Annotated in this window: 23 protein-coding genes and 1 tRNA gene; 14 read left to right on the forward strand and 10 right to left on the reverse strand. The window is 38.4% G+C overall.

Translation table 11 applies throughout. From position 1 onward, the window contains the following. Positions 1-247: 247 nt before the first annotated feature. The 3 genes from ACTJJF_RS17605 to ACTJJF_RS17615 form a co-directional block, all read right to left on the reverse strand. Positions 248-321 (reverse strand) — tRNA-Asn (locus tag ACTJJF_RS17605). Positions 322-400: 79 nt separating this feature from the next. After that, the gene (rseP, locus tag ACTJJF_RS17610; protein ID WP_440700492.1) at positions 401-1,882 is read right to left on the reverse strand and encodes an RIP metalloprotease RseP; all 1,482 of its coding nucleotides are present in this window, start codon (positions 1,880-1,882) and stop codon (positions 401-403) included. A 106-nt stretch (positions 1,883-1,988) separates the two neighbouring features. After that, positions 1,989-2,429, reverse strand: coding sequence for a DUF6646 family protein (locus ACTJJF_RS17615; RefSeq protein ID WP_440700493.1), 441 nt, complete (start codon positions 2,427-2,429; stop codon positions 1,989-1,991). Between the two features lie 201 nt (positions 2,430-2,630). On the opposite strand from ACTJJF_RS17615, the gene ACTJJF_RS17620 reads away from it, so the two are divergent. Continuing rightward, positions 2,631-3,383: a nitrilase-related carbon-nitrogen hydrolase gene (locus tag ACTJJF_RS17620; RefSeq protein ID WP_440700494.1), complete on the forward strand. Its 753-nt coding sequence runs from the start codon at positions 2,631-2,633 to the stop codon at positions 3,381-3,383. Between the two features lie 46 nt (positions 3,384-3,429). On the opposite strand, the gene ACTJJF_RS17625 is transcribed toward ACTJJF_RS17620, so the two are convergent. The 3 genes from ACTJJF_RS17625 to ACTJJF_RS17635 are packed head-to-tail and all read right to left on the reverse strand — an operon-like array spanning position 3,430 to position 5,534. Beyond that, positions 3,430-3,729, reverse strand: coding sequence for a thioredoxin family protein (locus ACTJJF_RS17625; RefSeq protein WP_065400826.1), 300 nt, complete (start codon positions 3,727-3,729; stop codon positions 3,430-3,432). Between the two features lie 13 nt (positions 3,730-3,742). Then, positions 3,743-4,120, reverse strand: a complete 378-nt coding sequence (locus tag ACTJJF_RS17630; protein ID WP_440700495.1) for a rhodanese-like domain-containing protein — start codon at positions 4,118-4,120, stop codon at positions 3,743-3,745. A 4-nt stretch (positions 4,121-4,124) separates the two neighbouring features. Further along, complete coding sequence (locus tag ACTJJF_RS17635) at positions 4,125-5,534, reverse strand: MBL fold metallo-hydrolase (protein WP_312299109.1); 1,410 nt, start codon at positions 5,532-5,534, stop codon at positions 4,125-4,127. A gap of 351 nt (positions 5,535-5,885) precedes the next feature. On the opposite strand from ACTJJF_RS17635, the gene ACTJJF_RS17640 reads away from it, so the two are divergent. The 13 genes from ACTJJF_RS17640 (at position 5,886) to ACTJJF_RS17700 (ending at position 21,567) form a co-directional block, all read left to right on the forward strand. After that, on the forward strand, positions 5,886-7,412 hold the full coding sequence (locus ACTJJF_RS17640; protein WP_440700496.1) for a helicase HerA-like domain-containing protein: 1,527 nt from the start codon (positions 5,886-5,888) through the stop codon (positions 7,410-7,412). A 158-nt stretch (positions 7,413-7,570) separates the two neighbouring features. Beyond that, positions 7,571-8,794, forward strand: coding sequence for a 3'-5' exonuclease (locus ACTJJF_RS17645; protein WP_440700497.1), 1,224 nt, complete (start codon positions 7,571-7,573; stop codon positions 8,792-8,794). Positions 8,795-9,055: 261 nt separating this feature from the next. After that, positions 9,056-10,258, forward strand: coding sequence for a diaminopimelate decarboxylase (gene lysA, locus ACTJJF_RS17650; protein ID WP_174715424.1), 1,203 nt, complete (start codon positions 9,056-9,058; stop codon positions 10,256-10,258). 252 nt (positions 10,259-10,510) lie between these two features. Continuing rightward, complete coding sequence (locus ACTJJF_RS17655) at positions 10,511-12,244, forward strand: thiamine pyrophosphate-dependent enzyme (protein WP_440700498.1); 1,734 nt, start codon at positions 10,511-10,513, stop codon at positions 12,242-12,244. A gap of 137 nt (positions 12,245-12,381) precedes the next feature. Then, positions 12,382-12,861, forward strand: a complete 480-nt coding sequence (locus tag ACTJJF_RS17660) for a hypothetical protein (protein WP_212649882.1) — start codon at positions 12,382-12,384, stop codon at positions 12,859-12,861. Between the two features lie 15 nt (positions 12,862-12,876). Continuing rightward, entirely contained in the window at positions 12,877-13,296 is a 420-nt protein-coding gene (locus ACTJJF_RS17665; protein ID WP_440700499.1) for a hypothetical protein, read from the forward strand. A 190-nt stretch (positions 13,297-13,486) separates the two neighbouring features. Then, entirely contained in the window at positions 13,487-14,923 is a 1,437-nt protein-coding gene (gene miaB, locus ACTJJF_RS17670) for a tRNA (N6-isopentenyl adenosine(37)-C2)-methylthiotransferase MiaB (RefSeq protein WP_440700500.1), read from the forward strand. A gap of 59 nt (positions 14,924-14,982) precedes the next feature. Next, complete coding sequence (locus tag ACTJJF_RS17675; protein ID WP_440700501.1) at positions 14,983-15,450, forward strand: hypothetical protein; 468 nt, start codon at positions 14,983-14,985, stop codon at positions 15,448-15,450. After that, on the forward strand, positions 15,422-16,219 hold the full coding sequence (locus ACTJJF_RS17680; RefSeq protein WP_312299088.1) for a tetratricopeptide repeat protein: 798 nt from the start codon (positions 15,422-15,424) through the stop codon (positions 16,217-16,219). The genes ACTJJF_RS17675 and ACTJJF_RS17680 overlap by 29 nt, the downstream gene beginning before the upstream one ends. 36 nt (positions 16,220-16,255) lie before the next feature. Then, a complete protein-coding gene (locus tag ACTJJF_RS17685; protein ID WP_312299086.1) occupies positions 16,256-17,545 on the forward strand; it encodes a sigma-54 interaction domain-containing protein in 1,290 nt (429 codons plus the stop codon). A gap of 55 nt (positions 17,546-17,600) precedes the next feature. After that, positions 17,601-18,152 (forward strand): LptE family protein, encoded by a 552-nt coding sequence (locus ACTJJF_RS17690; protein ID WP_440700502.1) that lies wholly within the window; start codon positions 17,601-17,603, stop codon positions 18,150-18,152. A gap of 1 nt (position 18,153) precedes the next feature. Further along, positions 18,154-20,460, forward strand: coding sequence for a hypothetical protein (locus ACTJJF_RS17695; protein ID WP_440700503.1), 2,307 nt, complete (start codon positions 18,154-18,156; stop codon positions 20,458-20,460). Further along, the gene (locus ACTJJF_RS17700; RefSeq protein WP_440700504.1) at positions 20,461-21,567 is read left to right on the forward strand and encodes a tetratricopeptide repeat protein; all 1,107 of its coding nucleotides are present in this window, start codon (positions 20,461-20,463) and stop codon (positions 21,565-21,567) included. It begins immediately after the preceding gene. On the opposite strand, the gene ACTJJF_RS17705 is transcribed toward ACTJJF_RS17700, so the two are convergent. From ACTJJF_RS17705 to ACTJJF_RS17720, 4 genes are all read right to left on the reverse strand, one after another. Further along, a complete protein-coding gene (locus ACTJJF_RS17705; RefSeq protein WP_312299073.1) occupies positions 21,564-22,163 on the reverse strand; it encodes a DUF4126 domain-containing protein in 600 nt (199 codons plus the stop codon). The genes ACTJJF_RS17700 and ACTJJF_RS17705 overlap by 4 nt on opposite strands. A gap of 227 nt (positions 22,164-22,390) precedes the next feature. Beyond that, positions 22,391-22,762, reverse strand: coding sequence for a ribonuclease P protein component (gene rnpA / locus ACTJJF_RS17710; protein WP_440700505.1), 372 nt, complete (start codon positions 22,760-22,762; stop codon positions 22,391-22,393). Further along, a complete protein-coding gene (locus ACTJJF_RS17715; protein ID WP_440700506.1) occupies positions 22,762-23,487 on the reverse strand; it encodes a tRNA threonylcarbamoyladenosine dehydratase in 726 nt (241 codons plus the stop codon). The genes rnpA and ACTJJF_RS17715 overlap by 1 nt, the downstream gene beginning before the upstream one ends. Next, positions 23,480-24,106 carry a TatD family hydrolase gene (locus ACTJJF_RS17720; protein ID WP_440700507.1) on the reverse strand — a complete coding sequence of 209 codons (627 nt, stop codon included), beginning with the start codon at positions 24,104-24,106 and terminating at the stop codon, positions 23,480-23,482. Before ACTJJF_RS17720 ends, ACTJJF_RS17715 begins: the two co-directional genes overlap by 8 nt. Positions 24,107-24,128: the final 22 nt, after the last annotated feature.

Raw genomic sequence — 24,128 nt, forward strand, 5'->3', positions numbered from 1 at the left:
ATTTGATATTAATGCAATACTATAAAGCTAATTGGATTGCTTTTGGGGATATAAGTTATATGTGAAGTAGTAAAAAAGACAATTTTTTCTCTTTAACAATGAATTAATTGTCTGAAAGGCTGCTGTCACAGTAACTCAACGACTGCAAATATCTGATTTTTTTGAAAATATCAGTGGCTTTCCCGGTAAATTGTATATCTGAAAAACTGAAAATAAAAAAAGACCTACATTTCTGTAAGTCTTTTTGCTCCTCCTGCTGGGCTCGAACCAGCGACCCTCTGATTAACAGTCAGATGCTCTAACCAACTGAGCTAAGGAGGAATGTCCTTCGTTTTAAGTGGTGCAAATATAGGACGAATATTTATACCCTACAAATATTTTTAGAAAAATTTTCAAAAAATTACAGATTTCCTGTAATCGCCTTGAAAATATCACTTCCGAAAATCAACAGCATCAGCCCCAGAAGGAAAATAACTCCCACCATCTGAGCATTTTCCAATACTTTCTGAGGAACCGGTTTTCCTACAATCATTTCATATAATGTAAATATAACATGCCCGCCATCAAGTCCCGGAATAGGAATCAGGTTAAGGAATGCCAGCCATACAGAAAACATTGCTGTAAAGCTCCAGAACATTGTCCAGTTAATAGAAACAGCTCCGCTTTTTGATTTTTCAACAGGCATATTTTTGATGATCGCAAGAGGACCTCCCACTTTTTTGTATCCCTGTACTTTCTTATTGAATACAAGTTTGAACTGTTTAATCTGATACGTTAAACTTTCAATACTTCTTGTAAACCCTCTGCCGATAGATTCAGCAAATGTAAAATGCTTTGTAGCTGCATATTTTTCCAGTTGCTTATAAGACGCAATGCCTAAGGTTCCTTCCTTGGAAACTTCAAGGTTAAGCGGTTGTACAGCTCCGGATCTTAAAACATCTACATTCAGGGTTTTACCTGCATTTTTAGTAACGATACCCTGGAATTCATCATAATAACTGATCTTCTGTCCGTTTACAGAAACTACCTGATCCCCAACCTTTAGTCCTGCAGCAGCGGTTTTAGGATTCACAATCGTGTCTATTACCGATGCATATCTTGGCGTAAGGAATGCTCTGGGATTCTCATCTCTGAAAGCAAGCGCTTTTCCGTCATCATTGGTATTGAAGGTTACTTCTTTTCCGTTTCTTAAAACAGTGATCTTATCACTCAGTAATATATCCAGTGACAGCTTATCTAAGCTGTTCTGAACCTTCCCATCCACTTTTAATATCTTATCACCATCTTCGAAGCCCATTGCTTTTGCTACCTGTGTATAGTGCATAGGAGCATCTACTTTCGATGTATCAAATGAAGTTTCACCATTGAAATAAGAAAGACATCCATAGATAATCCACGCAAGGAAAAAGTTTACCGTAACTCCTCCCAGCATAATGATAAGCCTCTGCCATGCCGGTTTAGATCTGAATTCCCATGGTTCTGCCGGTTTTTTCATCTGAGCAGTATCCATACTTTCGTCTACCATTCCGGCAATTTTAACATATCCTCCGAAAGGAAGCCATCCGATACCATACTTGGTCTGTTCAGGATGTTTTCTCCAGTCGTTATCCGGAAGTTTTGATATATCGATAGGCACTTCTTCTTTCTTTCCGTTTACCTCTATCACTTCAGAGTCAGGTAAATTCTTTGATAAAAATTTATACTGCCACTTTCCGTTGATTTTCTTCATAGAAAATATGGAGAAGTAAGGATCAAAAAACAGAAAAAATTTCTCTGCTCTGGTCTTAAACCATATTGCCGGCAAAAAATGTCCAAGCTCATGAAGAAGCACTAGTATAGAGATACTCAGAATGAACTGAAAGAGTTTGATTGCTATTTCCATTAATAAATTTTAGATTTTAATTTGCAAAGGTAACAATTATCAAAACTATGCCAAATAAAAAAGCCTCCCGAAACGAGAAGCTTTGTCATATTTAAAGACGTTTTGATTATAAATTGAACGAAACCCCAAGACTTCCGTTATTACCTACCTCTGCAAAAACACCTATTTTCTCTGTGAAGAAGTAACGGGCTCCGATGTGGGCCCCTATTCCGAAGTCTTTTCCAAGAACTCCAAGATCTACACCAGGGTAAATGTCCCATTTTGCCGGAAGATTGAGCGCATCCTGCAAATGAAAATTAAGTCTTCCAAAAACAAAAACACGATTATCCTTATCATTGTCTTTATAATTGTCAAAATAACCGTTGATACCGGCTCCTACTGAGATAAGCTTGTTGATACCGTAATCATAAGTTCCTGTGATACCCGTTCCATAGCCCCAGGCACTCAGTCCCAGCTGTACTTTATGATCTCCCTTTCCGTTGTAGGCCTGAGCATTGGCCATTGTACCGAAAAAGAATATCATCACCATAAAAACCAATTTCTTCATAAATTTTTTAATTTTTAATGATTTTAATAAAAATTATCTGCATCAAAAATGAAACCGAAAGGAGGACGGTCCCCATACTTTAATAATTTTTAAGAAATTTAACCGCTATACCCTGAATCTGATTGTACAGGCTTTTTCTCTGATAAATATAAAAACCGTATTTTTATAATTGAATATTGAAGTAACACTAAAAAGAGAAAAATGAAAACTGCAGGACTTAATTTAGATATCATCTGGAAAAATAAGACTGAAAATTTTAAAATTATAGAAAAAGAATTTCAGAATGTAGAAGCAGACCTGTTTCTTCTTCCTGAAATGTTTTCAACAGGCTTTTGTATGGATGCGTCTGAAGTCTCAGACAGAAACGAAGAATCTCTGGCGTTTTTGAAAAAATTTTCAAAAGAGAAAAATGCTGCTGTCTGCGGAAGTGTCCCGGTAGAAGAAAACGGAAGCTTTTTCAACAGAATGTATTTTGTACAACCGGATGCTGAACCCGTTTTTTATGACAAGAGACATCTGTTTTCGTTCTCGGGAGAAGATAAAGTGTATACACCGGGAAAAAAAAGGGTAATCGTTGAATATAAAGGCATGAGATTTCTGCTTCAGGTTTGTTATGATCTCAGATTTCCGGTTTTTGCGAGAAATAACGATGACTATGATGCAGTGTTGTATGTAGCCAACTGGCCTGAAAAAAGAGTAGGGGCCTGGGAACATCTTCTGAAAGCAAGAGCAATCGAAAACCTTTCTTTTGTTTTTGGCCTAAACAGGATAGGAACTGATGGAAACAATCTGTTCTATCAGGAAAGCTCTCATTGTTTCTTTGCGGATGGAAAAGAGATTTCTGTAAAAGAGAATAATATTGTATCTGCAGAACTGAATAAGGATGAGTTAAAGGATTTCAGAAACCATTTCCAGTTTTTGAATGACAGGGATCAATTTTCAATCGAATTATAAAAAAACCAAGGCTGAGATCATTCTCAGCCTTGGTTTTGTATTTTATTTAAATGTATTGCTGTAAAAGCTGCGTCAGTGTATTGACATCATGTACGCCGCTTTCCTTCCATAACAGTTCTCCATTTTTGAAAACAGCCAGAGTGGGTACTCCACGAACGCCATATTGAGCGGCTAAGGCAGGATATTGATCCACATCTACTTTTATGATTCTGGCTCCTTCGCCAATGTTTTCTTTCACTGTATTTAAAACCGACGACTGTACTTTGCAAGGTTGGCACCATGTTGCGAAAAAGTCAATAAGTACCGGCCTGTCGGAATTGATGATTTCCTGAAATTTTTGGGACATAGTTTTGGTTTTATTAGTTTGCTTTTTTGTTTGTTTCATCCTGGATCGCCTTTACATTCTTCCAGGTTGTACCATCATAAGCTTCCACACCATTTTTCTTCAGAATTTCCATTGCCTGGTCTGCCTGAATTCCTTTGTTGCAGAAAACAACAACTTTTTTACCTTTAAGATTCTCTATATTATTCTGAAGCTCTGCCAAAGGAATGTTGGTTGCATTCTTAGCGGTTCCGGCTGCATACTGTTCCGGGATTCTGACATCTACCAGCATTACATCAGAGCTGTTTACAACTTCCTTGATACTGGCTTTCGGAACATCTGCTACATGAGCTGTTGTGCAGGCACTTACTGTACATGCCAGAGCTACAATAAGTCCGTAGAATGGAATTTTCATAGGCTTATGATGTTTTCGACTGGCAGACAAAATCCGTTGTCGGAAACTTCTCTGTTTTCTTTATTCCGTTGAATCCTCCTTCTATTTCAGTAAAGTTTCTGATTCCGTGTGAATTAAGGATGCTTGCTGCAATCATACTTCTGTATCCGCCTGCACAATGAAGGAAGAAATGTTTGGAATCATCTATATTACGAACCCAGTCGTTGATGGCGTCCAATGGTTTATTATAAGCATTATCAATATGCTCCGCAGAATATTCAGTAAGCTTTCTTACATCAATTACTGTGGCATCTTCTGTAAACTGCTCTGCAAACTCAGCAGGAGAAATCCTTTTGACTTCGTCTGTTTCTTTACCTGCATTTTTCCATGCTTCAAAGCTGCCCTGTAAATAGCCTATCACATTATCAAAGCCTACACGGCTTAATCTGGTAATCACTTCCTCTTCAGTTCCTGCGTCAGCAACCAATAGCAAAGGATGTTTCACGTCTACGATCATAGCTCCCACCCATGGGGCAAAATCTCCCTTCAGCCCTATATTGATAGAATTCGGAACAAAGCCTTTATGGAAATCAGCAGCACCTCTGGTATCTAAGATCAGTGCCCCTGTTTCTTCTGCCAAAGCTTCAAAATCTTCCGGAGCAACAGGATTCAGCCCTTTGTTCATTACAACATCCAGGCTTTCGTAGCCCCCTTTGTTCAGGGCCACATTCATTCCGAAATACTTAGGCGGAGCAGTCAGTCCGTCCAGAACTTCTTTAATAAAAGAGGCTTTATCTGGCTGATTAAGTGCGTAATTGGTCTTTTTCTGGTTCCCTAGAATGTCCACTGTTTCTTTCTGCATATTTTTTCCACAGGCAGAGCCGGCACCGTGAGCCGGATAAACCGTAATGCTGTCATCAAGTGGCATGATTTTGTTTTGAAGGCTGTCATACAAAATACCTGCAAGGTCTTCCTGGGTAAGATTAGTTGCTTTTTGCGCAAGATCAGGTCTTCCCACATCTCCCAAAAACAAAGTGTCTCCTGTGAAAATTGCAGTTTCAACACCGTTTTCGTCAATTAAAAGATAAGTGGTACTTTCCATTGTATGTCCCGGAGTGTGCATTGCCTTTATTTTGATCTTTCCGATCTCAAAAATCTGATCATCTTCCGCAATGATTGCCTCAAATTCAGGTGCTGCAGTGGGGCCGTATACAATTGGAGCTCCGGTTTTCTTGCTTAGATCCAGATGCCCGGAAACGAAATCTGCATGAAAGTGAGTTTCAAAAATATATTTTAAAGTGACATTGTCTTTTTCCAGACGATCGAGGTAAGGTTTTACTTCTCTCAACGGATCAATAATTGCCGCTTCATTCTCTGATACAATATAATAGGCGCCCTGAGCCAGACAGCCCGTATATATTTGTTCAATTTTCATTGGGGTCTTTTTTTAATGAGTTAAAGATACAAAGTATTAGATAAATTCTAAATGAAATGTTAAATCCCATTGATAGTTTCTTTCAATACTATGTTAAACGTATGTTTAATGTTCTTTATTTTTTGAGCAAAAAGAATGCCTTACCTAATGCTGACGGGCAAATACTGTTTTTTATCATGTTGATGTTATAGAAATAAATCTACTATTAAAGATATCAATACACGTGGTTTAAAATTTGCTTAGGCTCGTACTGATGTGTTTTTTTGATGGATTATTAGCTATTCATCAGAAAAAATATCTTTATATATTTTACAAAAACTTTTATATTTATAAGTTTAAAAAAGTGATCAGATGGCAGACAAAGCACAATTTATTGAAGAATTAAATGCGAGATACACTCCAAAAGGTGAACATATTATATTAGGAAAAGGAATGCTGGATGGCGAAGTGGTTCCTGAGGTGAATGTAACGATTCCCCTGAAAACTATAAACCGTCACGGTCTTATTGCCGGAGCTACCGGAACAGGTAAAACCAAAACACTGCAGGTATTTGCAGAGCAGCTTTCCCATGCGGGAATTCCCTCGCTTGTTCTGGATATCAAAGGAGATTTCTCCGGAATTGCAGAACCCGGAAATATGAACGCAATCATTGAAGAACGGTATGCAAAAACACAGCTTCCTTATACCCCACAAGGATTTCCGGTAGAATTGATGACGATTTCCGGAGGAAAAGGAGTGAAACTGAGGGCTACTGTTACGGAATTCGGGCCGGTTTTACTGAGTAAAATTCTGGAACTGAATGATACCCAGCAAAGCATAATGTCCATTGTCTTTAAATATTGTGATGATAAAGGACTTCCGCTTATCGATCTGAAAGATCTTAAAAAAGTTTTACAATATGTAACGGATAATGCTCAGGGAAAAGCAGAGCTTGCGGCCAACTACGGATCTATTGCTCCGGCTTCTTTAGGAGCAATTTTACGGTCTATTGTTGCTTTGGAACAGCAGGGAGCGGCAGATTTCTTCGGAGAGCTGAGCTTTGATGTACAGGATCTGCTGGAAACAAGAGACGGAAAAGGAGTGGTCAATATTTTAAGAGTGGCAGAAATTCAGAATAAGCCACAATTGTTTTCAACATTCATGCTGTCACTTTTTGCCGAAATTTATATGACGTTCCCGGAAGAAGGAGACAGCGGGAAACCAAAACTTGTACTGTTTATTGACGAAGCCCACCTTATTTTTGATGAAGCTTCAAAAGCCCTTCTTTCACAGATTGAAACCATGGTAAAACTGATCCGTTCCAAAGGAGTCGGAATCTATTTTATCACACAGATTCCGGGAGATGTTCCTGAAAATGTATTATCACAGTTAGGATTGAAAATACAGCATGCCTTAAGAGGGTTTACAGCTAAAGATAAAAAAGAAATTTCCAAAGCAGTTGAAAACTATCCTACAACAGAATATTACAATGCTTCAAGTCTGATCCAGAGTCTCGGAATCGGGGAAGCATTTGTGACTGCCCTGGATGAAAAAGGGATTCCTACACCATTGGTACATACCTATCTGATTTCTCCGGAATCAAGAATGGATGTTCTGAATGAAGGGGAAATTACAGAACTTACAGCAAAATCTCCTATGGTAGCGAAATATGAGCAGGCTATTGACGGTGAATCTGCTTACGAAATGCTGACCAGCAGAATGGAACAGGCCGCTCAGAACCCTGCTCCCAACCAAAGGTCAAGACCGGTAAAAGAAGAACCGGGAATGTTTGAGCAGGTACTACAGAGTAAAGCAGGAAGAACTTTTACCAGTACATTAATGAGAGAAGGGGCAAAAGCTATTCTCGGAATGTTAGGTTTAGGAGGCCGAAGAAGATAATTTTGAGACACAATCCGGGATAACCTGCTGTGTTTTGATATATTTTTTGTTATTTTAGCAGGTTATCTTCGCTTAAGTAGTGTAGAATCGGATTGTATTGGGGGAATAAATGCCGATTTAAAATAAAAAATAAGAAAACAGCAGTTAACAGAAAGTAAATGTATTCAATTATAGACATAGAAAGTAATGGTGCAGGTTATAGAAATGAATGCATTATAGATATTGCCATCTACAGATATGATGGTCAGAAAATTACAGACCAGTTTATATCATTGGTGAATCCTGAAAGTGATATTACTCCTTTTGTGCAGAAACTGACCAGTATTACCCCGAAAATGGTCAAAACAGCTCCGAAATTTCATGAAATCGCCAAAAGAGTCATTGAAATTACTGAGAATACTACCCTGGTAGGACATAATATTGATTTCGATTACAGGATGCTGCGGCAATCATTTAGTCGGCTTGGTTATGAATTTAAAATCAATACTTTAGATACAATTCCGTTAGCTAAAAAATTAATTCCAGATGAAGTAAGTTATTCCCTTGGTAAATTGGTGAAGTCACTGGGGATTCCTCTGACTAACCATCACAGGGCTGAAGGAGATGCAAGGGCTACACTGGAACTTTTTAAACTTCTTATCTCAAAGGATACCGAAAATGAGATTATTCAGAAGCAGCACGAGGAGTCTAATGCGAAAACCTACGTCAATAAGATCAAAGAACTTACTCAGGATCTGCCCAATGAAAAAGGATTTGTCTATTTTCAGGATGAGGTGGGGAGAATTATGTTTTCCGACTATGTTCAGGATATTAATAAATTCTCAAAAAAAGTTTTCAATTCCAAATCAAAAAAATGGGACCAGATTCAGAAAGGGGTTGAGCAGATTAACTATGAACTTACGGGAACAGATATTATTGCCAAGCTGATCCTGAATTCTAAAAATATTAAAAAGAAAGAGATTTTACCATTCGGGCTTTACTTCAGGAACAATAAATATGTTGTTGAGAAAAATACACTCAATAAAACGGAGAAACCGGCCTTAAAATTCAGATCATTCACCCAGGGAACAAAAGCAGTTCAGTTTATAGGAGCCCTGGAAGAATATAATGATTTTGCTGTCCTGAGACAAAAGATTGAATTCAGAAAAAGAAATGAGCTTTGGCTGGGGCCTGGAAGAAAACTGGGTGAAAAATTATTCCTGATCATTGAAAACGGAAAAGTGATATCCTTCGGTTTTTATGAATTGTTTACCCAGATTCAGACTTTGAGTAAGCTGGCTAAGCTCAAAATTGATCTTCCCCTATTCTCTGCTGATCTGAACAATGAATTGCAGCTGGCGTTACTTCGTGGTGATTTTGAGACCTTACCGTTGCCAAAATAACAGGAAGATTATCCCTCACCAATTGAGTACTGAAAAAGCGGCTTTTCAAATCAATTTTCTTACAATAAAAAAATAAATAGTATTTTTGCAAAAAATAAATAGAAGCAATGCAAAATTTTAAACAAAATAAAACTGGTAAAAAGGGAGCTGTAAAGTTCTCTAAGGTTTGGAATATTTAAAAGACTTGTCTTGCATAAAAAATAATTAATGTGGCAGGCTCTTTTTCTAAGAATCTGCCTTTTTTTATGTTAAAATGAAATTATGAATTCAAAAGAATTATTAAAGATCGCCAATGAGTTTGGCACCCCCGTGTATGTTTACGATGCTGAGTCCATCAAAGTTCAATATGAGAAACTTACATCTTCTTTCCTGAAACACACAAAGTTTTTCTATGCAGCGAAGGCGTTGACGAATATCAATATCCTGAAGTATGTCAAGAACCTGGGGGCTTCTTTAGATTGTGTATCTATCAATGAGGTGAAACTTGGATTAAAAGCAGGATTTCCGAAAGAAAAAATACTTTTTACTCCCAACTGTGTTGACCTGGCTGAAATAGAAGAAGCAATGACTTTCGGAGTTCATATTAACATTGATAACATTTCTATTCTTGAGCAGTTCGGGAATAAATTCGGAAACTCTTACCCGATATTTGTGAGAATCAATCCGCATATTTTTGCAGGTGGAAATTATAAAATCTCAACAGGGCATATCGACAGTAAATTCGGGATCTCCATTCATCAGCTTCGCCACATCGAAAGGGTGATGAAGAGTACCAATCTTAATGTTGAAGGCCTTCACATGCATACAGGAAGTGAAATCAAAGATCCGGAGGTATTCCTTCAGGCCTTGGATATCATGCTGGAGCTGTCTGAGCATTTCCCTAACCTGAAGTATCTGGATATGGGAAGCGGATTCAAAATTCCTTATCAGGACAGTGAAGAAGAAACAGACGTCAGAACTTTAGGTAAGAAAGTAGAAAAAGTATTGGGAGAATTCTCTAAAACGACAGGAAGAAAATTTGAATTATGGTTTGAGCCTGGAAAATTCCTTGTAGGGAAAAGCGGTTACCTGCTGGTGAAAGCTAATGTGATCAAGCAGACTACAGCCACTGTTTTTGTTGGCGTAAATTCAGGATTTAATCACCTGATCCGTCCTATGTTCTATGATTCTTACCATATGATCGAAAACCTGTCCAATCCAAAAGGAGCGGAAAGAATTTATACCGTGGTCGGAAATATCTGTGAGACCGATACATTTGCATGGGACAGAAAACTGAATGAAGTAAGAGAAGGTGATATCCTTGCCTTCCATAATGCAGGAGCCTACGGTTTTGAAATGAGTTCCAATTTCAATTCAAGACTGAAGCCTGCAGAAGTTTTATTCCTGGATGGAAAAGCTCACCTGATCCGTAAAAGAGATGAGTTTGAAGATCTATTGAGAAATCAGATCGAAATCGTGATGTAAATTTAAGAGATAATCATATGAACAGCCGCCTTTTCAGGTGGCTGTTTTGTTTTATATCATACTTTTAGTAATAGGGTGGTTGGTAACTCAACCTAACAGGTTTTCAAAAACTGTTAGGTTTGACAGATCATAAAATTACAGATTTTTTAACATAGAAACGCTAGGGAAGGCTCATTTTAAATAGTTAAATTTGATAGGAATACAGCTTGAAGCTGTAGTTATTTCAGAAATATAACCACCAAATCTATTATTATGGCCAAAAATATAGCGGAGCAGATTGTTGAAATGCTCGAAAATGCCAATGTGAAAAGAATTTATGCCGTTACAGGAGACAGTCTCAACCATCTGAATATTGCTGTGAAGAATAGCAGTATCCAATGGATTCATGTTCGGCATGAGGAGGTAGGGGCTTATGCCGCCGCCGCCGAAGCGGAACTGGACGGTCTGGCGGTATGTGCAGGAAGCTGTGGTCCTGGGCACGTTCACTTGATTAACGGAGTGTATGAAGCACACCGTTCCCATGTTCCTATGCTGGTCATTGCTTCTACCATTCCCAGTGACGAAATGGGAATGGATTACTTTCAGGAAACCAATACCATAAAACTGTTCGACGATTGCAGCTATTACAATCAGATGATCACAAGACCGGAGCAGGTACAGCGTACCGTTCAGATGGCTCTTCAGCACGCCATTTCAAAAAAAGGAGTTGCTGTGATCGGGCTTCCGGGAGATGTTTCTGAGCTGGAAGCTGAAGAGGGATCAACCTCTGCCCAGATTTTTAAAACCAATCCGGTGATACGGCCTTCGGATGATGAACTGAAGAGCCTTGCAGATCTTATCAATGAAAATAAAAAGGTGACGCTGTACTGTGGAATTGGTGCCTCGGCAGCAAGCGCAGAAGTGATAGCATTATCTAAACATTTAAAAGCTCCTGTGGGCTATTCATTCCGTGGAAAAATGGACATTCAACCCAATAATCCGAATGAAGTAGGTCTTACGGGGCTGTTGGGTTTTCCTTCCGCCTATCATGCAATGCACGAAGCAGATGTGGTTGTTCTTCTCGGAACAGATTTTCCGTATCAGAAATTCATGCCGGTAAAAAATAAGATCGTACAAATTGATGAAAGCGCGGAAAGGCTGGGAAGAAGGGCGAAACTTGAAATGGGACTGGCAGGCGATGTCAGGGAAACCATCAAAGCACTCCTTCCTTTGCTCGAAGAGAAGACTGATGTTCACTTTCTTAATGAACAGCTGGCGTTTTATGAAAAGGTAAAAGAAAACCAGCTGGAATATGTTAAAGATTCGGGTAAGGAAAATGCCATTCAGCCGGAATATGTCGCCCATACACTGGATCGTCTTGCTGAAAAAGATGCCATATTTACTGTAGATACCGGAATGTGCTGCGTCTGGGGAGCCCGGTTCATTACAGGAACCGGTAAAAGGAAAATGCTGGGGTCATTTAATCACGGATCTATGGCCAATGCGATGCCAATGGCCATCGGAGCAGCACTGTCACATCCGGAAAAGCAGGTGATTGCGATGTGCGGAGATGGAGGGTTGTCTATGCTTCTGGGAGATATGGCTACTATTTTTCAGTATAAATTACCTGTGAAGCTGATTGTTTTCAATAACAGGACCCTCGGAATGGTAAAGCTGGAAATGGAAGTGGGAGGAATGCCGGATAACGAAACAGATATGATCAATCCTGATTTTGCGATGGTAGCAAAGGTTATGGGATATCCGGGAAGAAACGTTCATTTACCCGAAGAAGTGGAAGGTGCTATAAAAGAATGTCTGCAGCATAACGGGCCTTATCTTTTGAATATTTTTACGAATCCTAATGCATTGGCTCTGCCTCCTAAAATTGAGTTTGATCAGGTAATGGGAATGACAAAATCCATGGCACAGCTCATGCTTGGCGGAAAGATGGATGAGGTCTTTGAAACAGTAAAAAGTAACTATAAACATATTAAAGGTCTTTTATAAACAAGGGGTAAAGATCCAATAAGATTGTTTTTTTAGGTACCGGCTCAACTTCACACTTTTGTGTGAAGTTTTTCTTTTCGGGAAATCCTTTAAATATTTAACTTTGCTTAATATTGAACCTATAAATAGCATATATTATGAAAACGATATTTTTATTCCTGGCTCTTTGTATCGCAAATTTTTCATTTGCACAGGATCAGGAAGAAAGGAACGACACTTTTATTGCTGAAAACAATAAAAATATTTTAAAAATAGACATTAAGGAACCGTTTATGCAGGTTGCTGTTAAATGTAATGACTTTAAGCCGGCAGCATATGAAGGCGGCGTAGAAGCTTACAAAACGATACTGAACAAATATATGTATGCCTATCTGAATTCAGATTTTTATGCATTGGCGGGAGACTTTACATTCACGCTGTTCCTTGATGCTAAAGGAAAAGTGGTGGATGTGAAAGGAATGCCTAAAGTGGCCAATAGCGAAGTCTTCTTCGATGACATGCAGTATGTGGTAAGAAGAATCAAGAAAAACTGGACTCCCGCATCATGTGGAGGAAGTCCCGTACCTTCGCAGATCAAAGTGAAAATGAACTTCTCTTCTGTATCAGTAGAGATGTAAAACTAAACTATAACCATGAAAAAACTTCTTTTAATTTTACCTTTATTGCTGTTAAGCGGTAAAGGATTTTCGCAGCAAGCTGCTGCTGAGTACCAATATCAGAATAGCTCCGATTTTCAGAAAGCAGAATTTCCGGGTGGAGAAGAGGCTTTCAGAAAAGAGTTCCTGAATATGGTCTATGCTTATGTAGATGTTGCTTTATATGCAATTCAGGGCGAAGTCACTTTTATATTTAATATCAATTCAAAAGGGAAAATTGATAAGTTGGATGTACTTCCTAAGTTCAGAAACAATGAAATGTTTGTAGATGATATGAAGTATGCCCTTAAAAAGGTAAAAGGAAAATGGAGCCCGGCTACCAAAAGCGGTGTTCCGGTTGATTCCAAAGCTATTATGAAAATCAGGTTTAGTAATGATACCTATGATCATGATTAAAAAAATACTTCAGTTGATCGATTTAACTTAACTAAAATAGTTTTTTACAATTCAATATTAATTCTTCAAAAAGAAAGTGTTGAGTTTATCATTTTGTTAAAATAATCTCCTGCCATTCTGTCACAATATTTTGTATCTTTGCAGACTCATTTGTTCGTAATTTCAAATTACGAACCCTAAATTGATTATCGTGCAGGAAAAATATATAGACGAAACAAAACAGGGCGAAGCTTTTGCCATTGCAGAAAGACCTGAGAATTCTAAAAAACTGTTTTTAGAAAGCTATGGCTGTCAGATGAATTTCTCTGACTCTGAGATTGTTGCATCCATTCTTAACGAACAGGGATATAATACAACAATGAAGGCCGAAGAAGCCGATCTTATCCTGTTAAATACCTGCTCCATTCGTGAGAAAGCTGAGCAGACCGTAAGAATGCGTCTTTCCCAGTTTAAAAACCTGAAAAAAGAAAAACCGAATATGACGGTGGGGGTTCTTGGATGTATGGCGGAAAGATTAAAAACAAAATTCCTGGAAGAAGAGCAATTGGTAGACCTTGTAGTGGGTCCTGATGCCTACAGAGATCTGCCGAACCTTCTGAAAGAAACGGATGATGGAAGAGATGCGATCAATGTAATCCTTTCCAAAGAAGAGACTTATGCCGACATTAATCCTGTACGTTTAGGAGGAAACGGAGTAACCGCCTTTGTCACCATTACAAGAGGTTGTGATAACATGTGTACTTTCTGTGTTGTTCCGTTTACCAGAGGAAGAGAGAGAAGCCGTGATCCGCATTCAATTATTGATGAATGTAAAGATCTGGCCAATAACGGATATAAAGAAATCACTCTTTTGGGACAAAACGTAGACTCTTACCTGTGGTATGGAGGCGGACCTAAAAAAGATTTTGCAAAAGCTTCTGAAATGCAGAAAGCTACTGCCGTGAATTTTGCACAGTTGCTTGACCTGGTTGCCAAAGCAGTTCCTGAAATGAGAATCAGATTCTCAACATCCAACCCTCAGGATATGAGTCTTGATGTCTTCAGAATGATGGCAAAACACGATAATATCTGTAAATATGTACACTTGCCTGTACAAAGCGGAAGCAATAATATGCTTGAAGCGATGAACAGACAGCATACCCGTGAAGAATATCTGGATCTGATCAAAAAAGCCAAGGAAATTGTTCCGGAAGTAGCTTTTTCTCAGGACATGATCGTTGGATTCTGTAACGAATCAGAACAAGACCACCAGGATACCTTAAGCTTGATGAGAGAAGTAGAGTATGACTACGGTTATATGTTTGCTTATTCAGAAAGACCGGGAACTCCGGCTCACAAAAAAATGGAAGACAATATTCCTGCTGATGTGAAGCAGAGACGTCTTGCAGAGGTGATTGCCCTGCAGGGTGAACTTTCCAGGAATAGAATGAAATCTTATGTAGGGAGAGTACATCAGATTCTGATCGAAGGAACATCTAAAAAGAACGAAAACCAGTGGAAGGGAAGAAATTCTCAAAATGCCGTATGTGTATTCGATAAACTTGAAGGGCAGAAAATAGGTGACATTGTGGACGTTTTTGTTCATGACAACACTCAGGGCACACTTTTAGGGAGAATAGCTGAATAATTGTAAGCTTTATGATACGGGCGGTTTACTTTTTTGTTGCGTTCTTTTCTTTTATACTGATGTCCTGTCAGGCTGAGAAAGGCAGTGGCAAATACCCAGTAACCGTTGGGAATATTGAGTTTGATGAAAAACTGGATGATCCCGTTTTCAGAAAATGTTATCCTGAAAAGCAGATTGATGTCCAATATTATCAGGGAACAAAAGAATTTGACTATAAAGGAGAGAAGATTGCCATTATAGAAAAACTGACCAATGAAAAAATATCTTCCGAAAGTAAAATAAACGGCTATATTACCGTTAGATTTTTAGTAAATTGTGAAGGAAAAACAGGGCTTTTCAGGATTCAGCAAATGAATGCCGATCTGAAAGAAGCTGTTTTAGATAAAGAACTGGGCGATAAGCTTCTGCGTTTTACAAAATCGCTGGACGGCTGGATGCCCAAAGAGATAAAAGGTTTAAAAATAGGCTATTATCAGTATTTAACCTATAAAATTGAAAATGGAAAAGTTTCAGAGGTATTACCTTAGCTTTTTGCTGCTTATCGTTTACACCAATACTATTGCACAGGTCAACTGTAATGCAGTAGAGGGGGAGAACTGCAAGAAAGCTTGTGAGTTATACAACTGGGCTTCAGATTTACAAGGTTCCCGGGAATCACAGGAAGGCTTTGATAAAGCAATTGAACTCTGTCCGGAATTCTCCAATGCCTATATGGAGAAAGCCGTTCCCTACCTTAAAAACGGGGATTTTTCTACCTGGAAGATTCTGATTGATAAGGCCGTTGCCTTAGATCCTAAAATGCATCTCGGATACAGGGGCTGGTGCAAGTTCCAGTTTCTGCGGGATTATAGCGGTGCTATTCAGGATCTGGAAACCCTTAAGCAATATTATCCTGAAGACTTGGGTAGATCCTTAAACGGAGATTACCATCTGGAAGTCGTAAAAGCAATGTCTTACAGTGCTTTAGGACAGAAAGAAAAAGCCACAGGAATTATTGAAAAGCTTCTGGCTACAAGAGGCTATGTGAAAGGGCTGTTTGATCACTATCAGCTTGGGGTGACCTATTTTGAGCAGGGAAATCATGATAAAGCCCTCGAAAATTTTGAAAAACAAAGCAAAGAATATGACTTTGCTGAGAACATATACTTTAAAAGTAAAGTTTCTAAGATCAGGAACAAAGATTATTTGGATTTGAAAATGTTAGCATTAAAAACTTATGATGAAGGAAAAATCATGAAGGATGTTTATACGCATCATTTTAACAAAATCTACAGAAAGCAGATTGCAGAGCTGTAGAAGATTAACATTAAATCAATAATCAAAAATTTACTTATGAGCAACGAGTTACAAAACATAAAAAACCGTTTCGGAATTATCGGGAATTTTCCGGCACTCAACAGGGCATTGGAAAAATCCATTCAGGTTGCCCCTACGGATATCTCCGTCTTAGTTATTGGAGAAAGTGGGGTGGGAAAAGAATTTATTCCGAAAATCATTCATTCAGAATCCAGAAGAAAACATCAGCCTTATATTGTTGTAAACTGTGGAGCAATTCCGGAAGGAACAATAGATTCCGAATTATTCGGGCATGAAAAAGGAGCCTTTACAGGAGCTACAGCAACAAGGAAAGGATATTTTGAAGTTGCAGACGGCGGAACCATTTTCCTTGATGAAGTGGGAGAATTACCTTTACAGACACAGGTTCGTCTTTTAAGAGTTCTGGAAAGCGGGGAATTTATGAAAGTAGGATCCTCACAGGTACAGAAGACCAATGTGAGAATCGTAGCGGCTACCAATGTCAACATGATGAAGGCAATTCATGACGGAAGATTCCGCGAGGATCTTTACTACCGTCTCAATACCGTTCAGATTGATATGCCGCCTTTAAGAGAGAGAAAAGGAGACATCCATTTATTATTCAGAAAATTTGCGATAGATTTCGCAGAAAAATACAGAATGCCTGAGCTGGAGCTTGAGCCCAGTGCAGTTCATTACATTGAAAACTATTCTTTCCCTGGAAACGTCCGTCAACTGAGAAACCTGGTAGAGCAGATGACCGTTGTGGAAAGAAACAGAAATATTACGGCAGAAAAACTTGCCGAGTATATCCCGATGGAAACCCACCTTCCTATGGTGGTGAATACACCCAACACTCCGAAGCAGAGCGATTTTGGAAGTGAAAGGGAAATCATGTATAAAATTCTCTTTGATATGAGAAGCGATATTAATGATTTAAAATCCTTAACTTCGGAATTGATCAAGAACAGGGGAGCGGGCGATCTGAGTAATCATGAAAAAAACCTGATCAACAGGATTTATACCCCGGAAAGCCAGCCACAGGTAAATTCAGGATCTTTGCTGTATTTTGAAAATAATAATGATACGCCGGCAGTTCAAAACCCTACGATCATTTCGACACCTGAAGACAGCTACGAAGATATAGAGGATATTGAGGTGGAAGAAAACAGACCGGAATCCCTTTCTCTTCAGAATAATGAGAAAGATCTGATCATAAAAGCTTTAGAGAAGCATAAAGGTCGTAGAAACAGGGCTGCAGATGAGTTGGGGATTTCGCAGAGAACTTTATACAGAAAAATAAAACAGTATAATCTGGAAGATTAATATTCTGACCTTTAAAAGTCCGGAAATTAATTAAGATGAAATAAATAAGATAAAAATGAGGAGTAAGATCAAAAATATTAATCTCAGACAAACTATTCTTACAGGAGTTCTTTTTGCACTGCTGGGAACTTTACATTCATGCTATTCCTTTAGCGGGTCATCCCTGAAAGGCGAGCAAACCGTTCAGATCAATGAATTCCCCAATAATGCTCCACTTGTAAACCCAACATTATCCCAACAGTTCTCTACTGATATTCAGAACAGATTTTTGCAGAGAACAACGTTGAAGGGAACTAAGGAGAATCCTGATATGCTGATAGAAGGTGAGATCACAGATTATTCCATCACTCCTACTACGATCAGCTCCAATACGCAGACCAATTCTGCCGGGGGAGTTATTCAGCAGGCTCAGAACAAACTTACCATTACGGTGAAAGTGCATTATGAAAATAAGATACGCCCTGATGCCAGTTTTGACAGAACCTATACTGATGAAGCAGCTTTCAACAGCAATCTATCACAGAATGATATCGAAACGTCACAGGTGAAAATTGTTACTGAAAGGATAATTAATAAAATATTTAACGACATTGTAGCGAATTGGTAAGATGAATCCAAGAGTTTTAGAATTAATAAAAAATCCGAAAAATATTCAGTCAGAAGACCTTGGTCTTTTGAAAGAAGAGATTCACGCTTTTCCTTATATTCAAAATATCAGGGCGCTTCACCTGTATGGAGTGCACTTGTATGAAAAAGAAAACTATCAGAAAGAACTTTCTGTCACGGCGGCCTATACCACAGATAAAAAGATTCTTTACCAGCTGATCAACGGAAAGATCAGGCAGGAAACCAAAAAGGAACCTGCTGTGGAAGCCCAACCTTCCAAAACAGTTGAAAAACCAGCTCAGTTTGCATATAAAAGCAAAGCATTCCCTATAAAAAGAGATGAAGATATTTCTTCTGAAGAGAAGGCTAAAGATGAGACAGCTGCCTGCATATTACCAATATCACATGACGTGAAACCTGTCTTTGTAAACGGAGAACGAAACAGAATTTTGTTTGAAGGAGAAGAAAACTTCCTGGATGAAGAAAACTCTGAAACCATAGATATTGAATCTACCTTGGAATCAGGAATACTGGTAACCCAAAAAGCAGGGTCGGAGCCAGAACCTGTTCAACAAAATGAACCGCAGCAAATTCAGGCTGAAGCTAGAGAAAATTTTAGTCCGGAAACGGTCATCAATGAAGATGAAATTTTATCTGAGTCCGAAACAGCAAAAGTAGAAGACGAAGAAAATGTTAGCTTTCAGGAAGTAGAACCTATCCTGCCGGAGGTGGATATTGAAGAGAATGCAGAAGAAAATATTCATACAGAAAACTCAGTTAATGAAGATGAGGTTTCGCCCGAATCCGGTGAAGAAAAAGCAGAGAATGTAATCCTTCACGAGACGGAATCGGCACTGCCTGAAGTAAATGCTGAAAAAAATGCAGGAGAAGATTTTACTCCGGAAATCGTTATTAATGAAGACGAAATTTCATCGGAACCGGAAAAAACAAAAGTAGAAGAGACAGAAAATACCAGCTTCCAGGAGGTAGAATCTATACTTCCTGAAGTAACAATTGAAGACAATACGGGTGAAGAACTTTCAGATGCTGAATCCATTATTGAAAATAAAGAAATTTCCGCTTCGGAAACAACACTACAAGCAGAAGAATCTGATGCAGAAATAAGCTTTCACGGGACTGATACTTTCCTGCCGGATATTAAAATACAGACTTCCAGCGACGAAATTTCCCAATCTGCTGAAATTTCTCAGCCTGTTCCTGGTATAAATAAACATGAAGAGGAAATGAGACGTCTGATCGAAGAGGTCGAGAAAAAGATGAAGGAAACGAAGTCTGCTCCTCAGAAAGAAGAAGTAACAGAAGAAACAGAATCAGCGCCGGATCATGAAATCAGCTTTGCGGAAACCCAGAGCTTCCATTTCTGGTCAAACAGTGAGGAGTCTCCGGCTTCGGAAGAATTAAAAGCAGAAGGAGCGATACAGGAAGAACATTCTGAAGTTCAAGGTCTGAAACCTGAACCGGTAGTAGCTGAAGAGCCGAAAGAAGAAATTATACCTGAAGAGATTCCGGAAACTCAGACTACAACCTGGAAACCAATGAGTGTTGAGTCTAATATGCCTGATTCATTAATCAGTAAAACGGTTGGAAATCAGTCTTCTGTAGCAGAGGTGCCAACGCAGGAAGTTTCCGTTACTGATGAAAAGCCTGTAATATCAACTGAAGCCCAAGAATCTGAAATATCAGAAGAAGTTTCTGCAGAAGAAATACCTGATGTGGAAGAAGTTGCGGAAACTGCAGATAAGCCTAAAAAAACAGACGATCTTACAGAAAGTGAAATACCTGTAAAAGATGAAGAAGTTCCAGTAATGAATGTCTCATTCTTTGGTACAGATATTTCAAGTCTGAGCGTTGAAGAAAAACAAAAGGAAAATAAGAAAGAATCTGCGGAAGAAAAATCCCAGGCGGTTACGATGAAAAATTCTTCTCAACCTTCGGCTGACAGTAACGTTCCCGGGTTTATCAATACATGGCAAAGCTGGCTGAAGATCGACAGGACAGAAGAAATTGAAAAGGAAAAAGAAGTCATTAAAGAAAAAGCGATTGAAAATTTCATTGAAAACAATCCTAAAATCAGTCAGTTAAAAGAAGAAAGTACCTATGTGGTAAAAGAAAAAAACGATGACATTTCCCATTTGATGACCGAAACGCTGGCTAACCTTTATTTTGAGCAGAAATTATATAGTAAAGCCGTTAAAGCATTTGAAATCTTAAAGAAAAAATATCCTGAAAAAGCAGACTATTTCAATGCAAAAATCAAGGATGTCAATGATAGCAAAAGCGGTAAATAGATGAGAATATACCTGACATATCTTTTACTGTTGGGTTTTTTATCTTTTTCATCAGCCCAGATAAAGCTTGATGAAGAATTTCCGGTTAATACATTTAAATATGAAACCACAATTTCTGTAAAGCATTTAAGTGAAGAAACCTCAATCAACAGATTGCATGAAATGCCTCAGGCAAAACTGTTGATAAATAATGGGTGGAAGTCAGTGGGATCATCTTTTAATTCGCTTCCCGGCATAGTAGGATCGGCATCCTTTGAAAAAATTAATACTAAAGATAAATATTGCAGCTTTTCCGGTTCCGTATTGGTAAACTATAGCAACGGAAGTTTTGAAGTAGAAATTGAAGCACAGTTTTTTGATAAATTTTTATCTGGTGGAAAACCCGGTTCTCAAAAGGATGCAGATTGTCTGAAATATTATCAGGAGACGATGAAGGAATTTATTCCTCTGATTACAGAATATCTCTCCGGAAAACCCGCCGTTCGGGAAAATCTTAATGAAATGCTTGATAAAGCGGCCAATCTAACCGTTGAAGGAAAGAGTTTGGATGCTTTAAAGATGTATAATAAAGTCTTAGCCACAGACCCGGACAATTCATTAGCTCTTTTCAATAAAGCCCAGATTTTATTCTCCTTAAAAAAATATACAGAAACCCTTAATGTCATTCTGAGAGCAGAAAAGAGAAAAGATATATCAGATTTTGACATCAGTACATATAAAAGCTTGAAAATTCAGGTGTTAATTCTCACAAAACAGAATGACAGAGCAATAGCAGAAATCAACAAAGCACTACAGTATGCTGAAAGTATTACCCCGGAAAAAGCTTTTGAAACAGATGAAGATGATAATGGAGAGCCATTTCTAAAACCTTCGGAAAAAACAGGATTGCTGTTAAAATGCGTCGGATATCTTCAGATGCTCAATAGAAATAGAGAAGCCCTTATTGCCCTGAAAAAATATGAAGCACTGATTCCTGAGCAAAACAAAAAACTTTTCAATCTGTTATTCAACTACTATTGCCAGCTGAAATCTCCTGAAAATGCTGAAAGAATTCGTCTGCTGATTTCCAGGGATGATCCCGGAACAGACCTGAAGTGTAAAAACTAATGTTCTGTACTTTTTTTCCGTAGTTTCCTCCATGCTTTCCGTCCGTAGACAATAACCAGGATAAGTAAAATAATGGCTGCAATCGCTGCTATTACGGGTGCTGCCATTGCAAGAACAGTCATCATACCTGCACCGGCTGTTTCAGTGGTTCCCACTACAGAATTTCCAAGACCTCCTGTGGTTGCGGTAGAAGCGGCCCGTATTCCTGCAAAACCTGAACTGATGGTAGCCGCAGTTCCCCCGCCTGCAATTAATGCTAAAGCCCACTGAGGAAAAGTACCCAGATCTGCAAACTGACTTGCAAAAAGGATAGAACCCGCCACAGTAGCCATAGGAATAGAAACCGTATCCAGTAAATGATCTATAAAAGGAATATAATAGGCAAGAATTTCAGCCACTGTTGCAATTCCTGTCGTTATAAGAGCAGGAAGGCCAGAAAGCCACTCAAAATGCTCATTCATTGGAATCCAATGGAAATAAGAAGCAAGACTTACGATAAACATGGGTAGAAAGACCCGGAAGCCAGTTGCAGCAGCTAATCCGATGCCGATAAATGCACTCAGTACATAAGAGAGATAGGGAATATTGTCTAACATTTTAATTTTCAGATTTATTGTTTTCCCTAAAAGTACAAAAAGTATATGAGATCAGAGTAGATTTACAATGTATAGTTCTTAATTTCAAGAGAGTATATTTTTCTGAAAAATAAAAAACTTAAAATCGGTAAAACCAATGTAAAATAACTTTGATTGTTGTTTTTCAATCATTTACATGGGTGTTTGAGGTGCGCATTACAGATTGATCCTTGTGATTGTTGTAAGGTTTATTTTTTCTGGCTTTCACAAAGTTTGATAAACTGCGCTTCCACATCCTGAAACTTGGGAGGTATCTCTGAAGAGACCCAAAACATCATAGCAAGAGTCTTTTTTCCAAAAGCTTCATGAAATAAATCCTTATTCAGACGATAACACTCTCTTAGCAGCCTTTTAATACGGTTTCTGTGTACCGCTCTTTTAAAATATCTTTTAGAAACGGAAACCCCGAACTTAGTAGCCTCTACGGGAGTATTAGGTTTATCCTTCAGAATAATGATTCTCAGATTTCCGGAAGTTCTCCATTTACCCTTATCAAAAAGTAAACTGATCTCTGTATTTTTTTTAAGCTTTTCCGCTCTGGGATATTTGGAATTCTGCATTAATCTTTTTTCACTAAATAATTGATCACTTCGGCAGCAGCATACAACCCGAAAATAGCAGGTATAAAGCTGATCGTACCGTAAAATGATTTTTTGAAGTTGCTCCCGTCAGTCATTTTCAGACTCTCCTCCTTTTGAATTTCATTAGAAAATACACATCGGAAACCTTTGTTGATATTTTCCTTTTTCAGCCTTTTTCGGACCTGTTTGGCAAGGAAACAGTTGTGGGTTTTGCTGATGTCTCTTACCATCACCATGCTCGGGTCGGTTTTTCCCCCGGCACCCATTGAACTTACAATTTTTATTTTTCTTCTTCTGGCAGATTTTATCAGGCAAATCTTTGGAGTTACACTGTCGATACAGTCAAGAACATAATCAAACTTTCCGGAATCAAGAACTTCATCCATCCTTTCAGGATTCAGGAATTCATTGATTTTGATGACGTTCAGCTGGGGATTGATGTCCAGCAGTCTTTCTGCGACTACTTCTACCTTATGTTGTCCAACCGTAGAGTGCAAGGCCGGAAGCTGTCTGTTAATATTAGTAATATCCACCGTATCGCCATCCACAATCGTCATATTACCTACTCCGGCTCTGGCAAGGAACTCAGCGGCAAAAGAACCTACTCCGCCCAAGCCTACTACAAGCACATTAGCTTTGATCAGCTTTTCCAATCCATCTTCCTTTATCAGAAGTTCCGTTCTCTCCAGCCAGTATTTATCCATTTTTTATCGTGTGTAAATTGTCTAAAATTTGTTCGTTCAGTTGTTCCAAAGTAATTCCCTTTATTTCCGAAACTTTTACATAGAGTTCTTCTATGCTAAAATCTTCATTGTCAGTTTCTAAAAAGAATTGATTCAGGGGTGTGTTTTTTAAAATATCCTGCAAAGATAAATTATACAAAACAGCTTTTCCAAAACTCAGGTAAAAATTATTGGCTAAAAGATCTGATGCAATTCGCTGTTTCTTGTTAAAACCATGGATAATCATTGGCTGGCTGGCCATTTTTCTAAAAGAAATGACTTCGTAGAATTTTCTGACACAATGTACGATGATGGGTTTTTTTACCTCATTCGCTATATTGATCTGTCTTAAAAAAACTTCTTCCTGAATTTTCTGATCCACAGGAACCAGAGAGTCCAACCCACACTCACCCACAGCAAAGCAGTTGTTAAACATCATACTTTGCATCCACGAAAACTGTTTTTCCAGATTATCTGTCGCAATATCTTTGGGGTGAATTCCTATAGAATACGGAAAATCCGGCGGAATTCCTTCGATATCGAGATTGTAAATTCCGTTTCTGATGTATTTCTTATGGTGATGAAAATCAAAAAATTCCATTTTCAAAAATAATGTTTTCCCG

The sequence above is a fragment of the Chryseobacterium sp. 22458 genome, assembly GCF_052044975.1.
In the GTDB taxonomy this organism is placed as follows: domain Bacteria; phylum Bacteroidota; class Bacteroidia; order Flavobacteriales; family Weeksellaceae; genus Chryseobacterium.

Bases quoted from the DNA above. Each gene is read 5' to 3' on its own strand.
- ACTJJF_RS17655 (WP_440700498.1), top strand. From the start codon at position 10,511: ATGGCCAAAAATATAGCGGAGCAGATTGTTGAAATGCTCGAAAATGCC.
- ACTJJF_RS17700 (WP_440700504.1), top strand. From the start codon at position 20,461: ATGAGAATATACCTGACATATCTTTTACTGTTGGGTTTTTTATCTTTT.
- ACTJJF_RS17685 (WP_312299086.1), top strand. From the start codon at position 16,256: ATGAGCAACGAGTTACAAAACATAAAAAACCGTTTCGGAATTATCGGG.
- ACTJJF_RS17690 (WP_440700502.1), top strand. From the start codon at position 17,601: ATGAGGAGTAAGATCAAAAATATTAATCTCAGACAAACTATTCTTACA.
- ACTJJF_RS17640 (WP_440700496.1), top strand. From the start codon at position 5,886: ATGGCAGACAAAGCACAATTTATTGAAGAATTAAATGCGAGATACACT.
- ACTJJF_RS17645 (WP_440700497.1), top strand. From the start codon at position 7,571: ATGTATTCAATTATAGACATAGAAAGTAATGGTGCAGGTTATAGAAAT.
- ACTJJF_RS17660 (WP_212649882.1), top strand. From the start codon at position 12,382: ATGAAAACGATATTTTTATTCCTGGCTCTTTGTATCGCAAATTTTTCA.
- ACTJJF_RS17665 (WP_440700499.1), top strand. From the start codon at position 12,877: ATGAAAAAACTTCTTTTAATTTTACCTTTATTGCTGTTAAGCGGTAAA.
- ACTJJF_RS17715 (WP_440700506.1), bottom strand. From the start codon at position 23,487: ATGGATAAATACTGGCTGGAGAGAACGGAACTTCTGATAAAGGAAGAT.
- ACTJJF_RS17635 (WP_312299109.1), bottom strand. From the start codon at position 5,534: ATGAAAATTGAACAAATATATACGGGCTGTCTGGCTCAGGGCGCCTAT.
- ACTJJF_RS17615 (WP_440700493.1), bottom strand. From the start codon at position 2,429: ATGAAGAAATTGGTTTTTATGGTGATGATATTCTTTTTCGGTACAATG.
- ACTJJF_RS17625 (WP_065400826.1), bottom strand. From the start codon at position 3,729: ATGTCCCAAAAATTTCAGGAAATCATCAATTCCGACAGGCCGGTACTT.
- ACTJJF_RS17630 (WP_440700495.1), bottom strand. From the start codon at position 4,120: ATGAAAATTCCATTCTACGGACTTATTGTAGCTCTGGCATGTACAGTA.
- ACTJJF_RS17675 (WP_440700501.1), top strand. From the start codon at position 14,983: ATGTCCTGTCAGGCTGAGAAAGGCAGTGGCAAATACCCAGTAACCGTT.
- ACTJJF_RS17695 (WP_440700503.1), top strand. From the start codon at position 18,154: ATGAATCCAAGAGTTTTAGAATTAATAAAAAATCCGAAAAATATTCAG.
- rseP (WP_440700492.1), bottom strand. From the start codon at position 1,882: ATGGAAATAGCAATCAAACTCTTTCAGTTCATTCTGAGTATCTCTATA.
- ACTJJF_RS17705 (WP_312299073.1), bottom strand. From the start codon at position 22,163: ATGTTAGACAATATTCCCTATCTCTCTTATGTACTGAGTGCATTTATC.
- lysA (WP_174715424.1), top strand. From the start codon at position 9,056: ATGAATTCAAAAGAATTATTAAAGATCGCCAATGAGTTTGGCACCCCC.
- ACTJJF_RS17620 (WP_440700494.1), top strand. From the start codon at position 2,631: ATGAAAACTGCAGGACTTAATTTAGATATCATCTGGAAAAATAAGACT.
- ACTJJF_RS17720 (WP_440700507.1), bottom strand. From the start codon at position 24,106: ATGGAATTTTTTGATTTTCATCACCATAAGAAATACATCAGAAACGGA.
- rnpA (WP_440700505.1), bottom strand. From the start codon at position 22,762: ATGCAGAATTCCAAATATCCCAGAGCGGAAAAGCTTAAAAAAAATACA.
- ACTJJF_RS17680 (WP_312299088.1), top strand. From the start codon at position 15,422: ATGGAAAAGTTTCAGAGGTATTACCTTAGCTTTTTGCTGCTTATCGTT.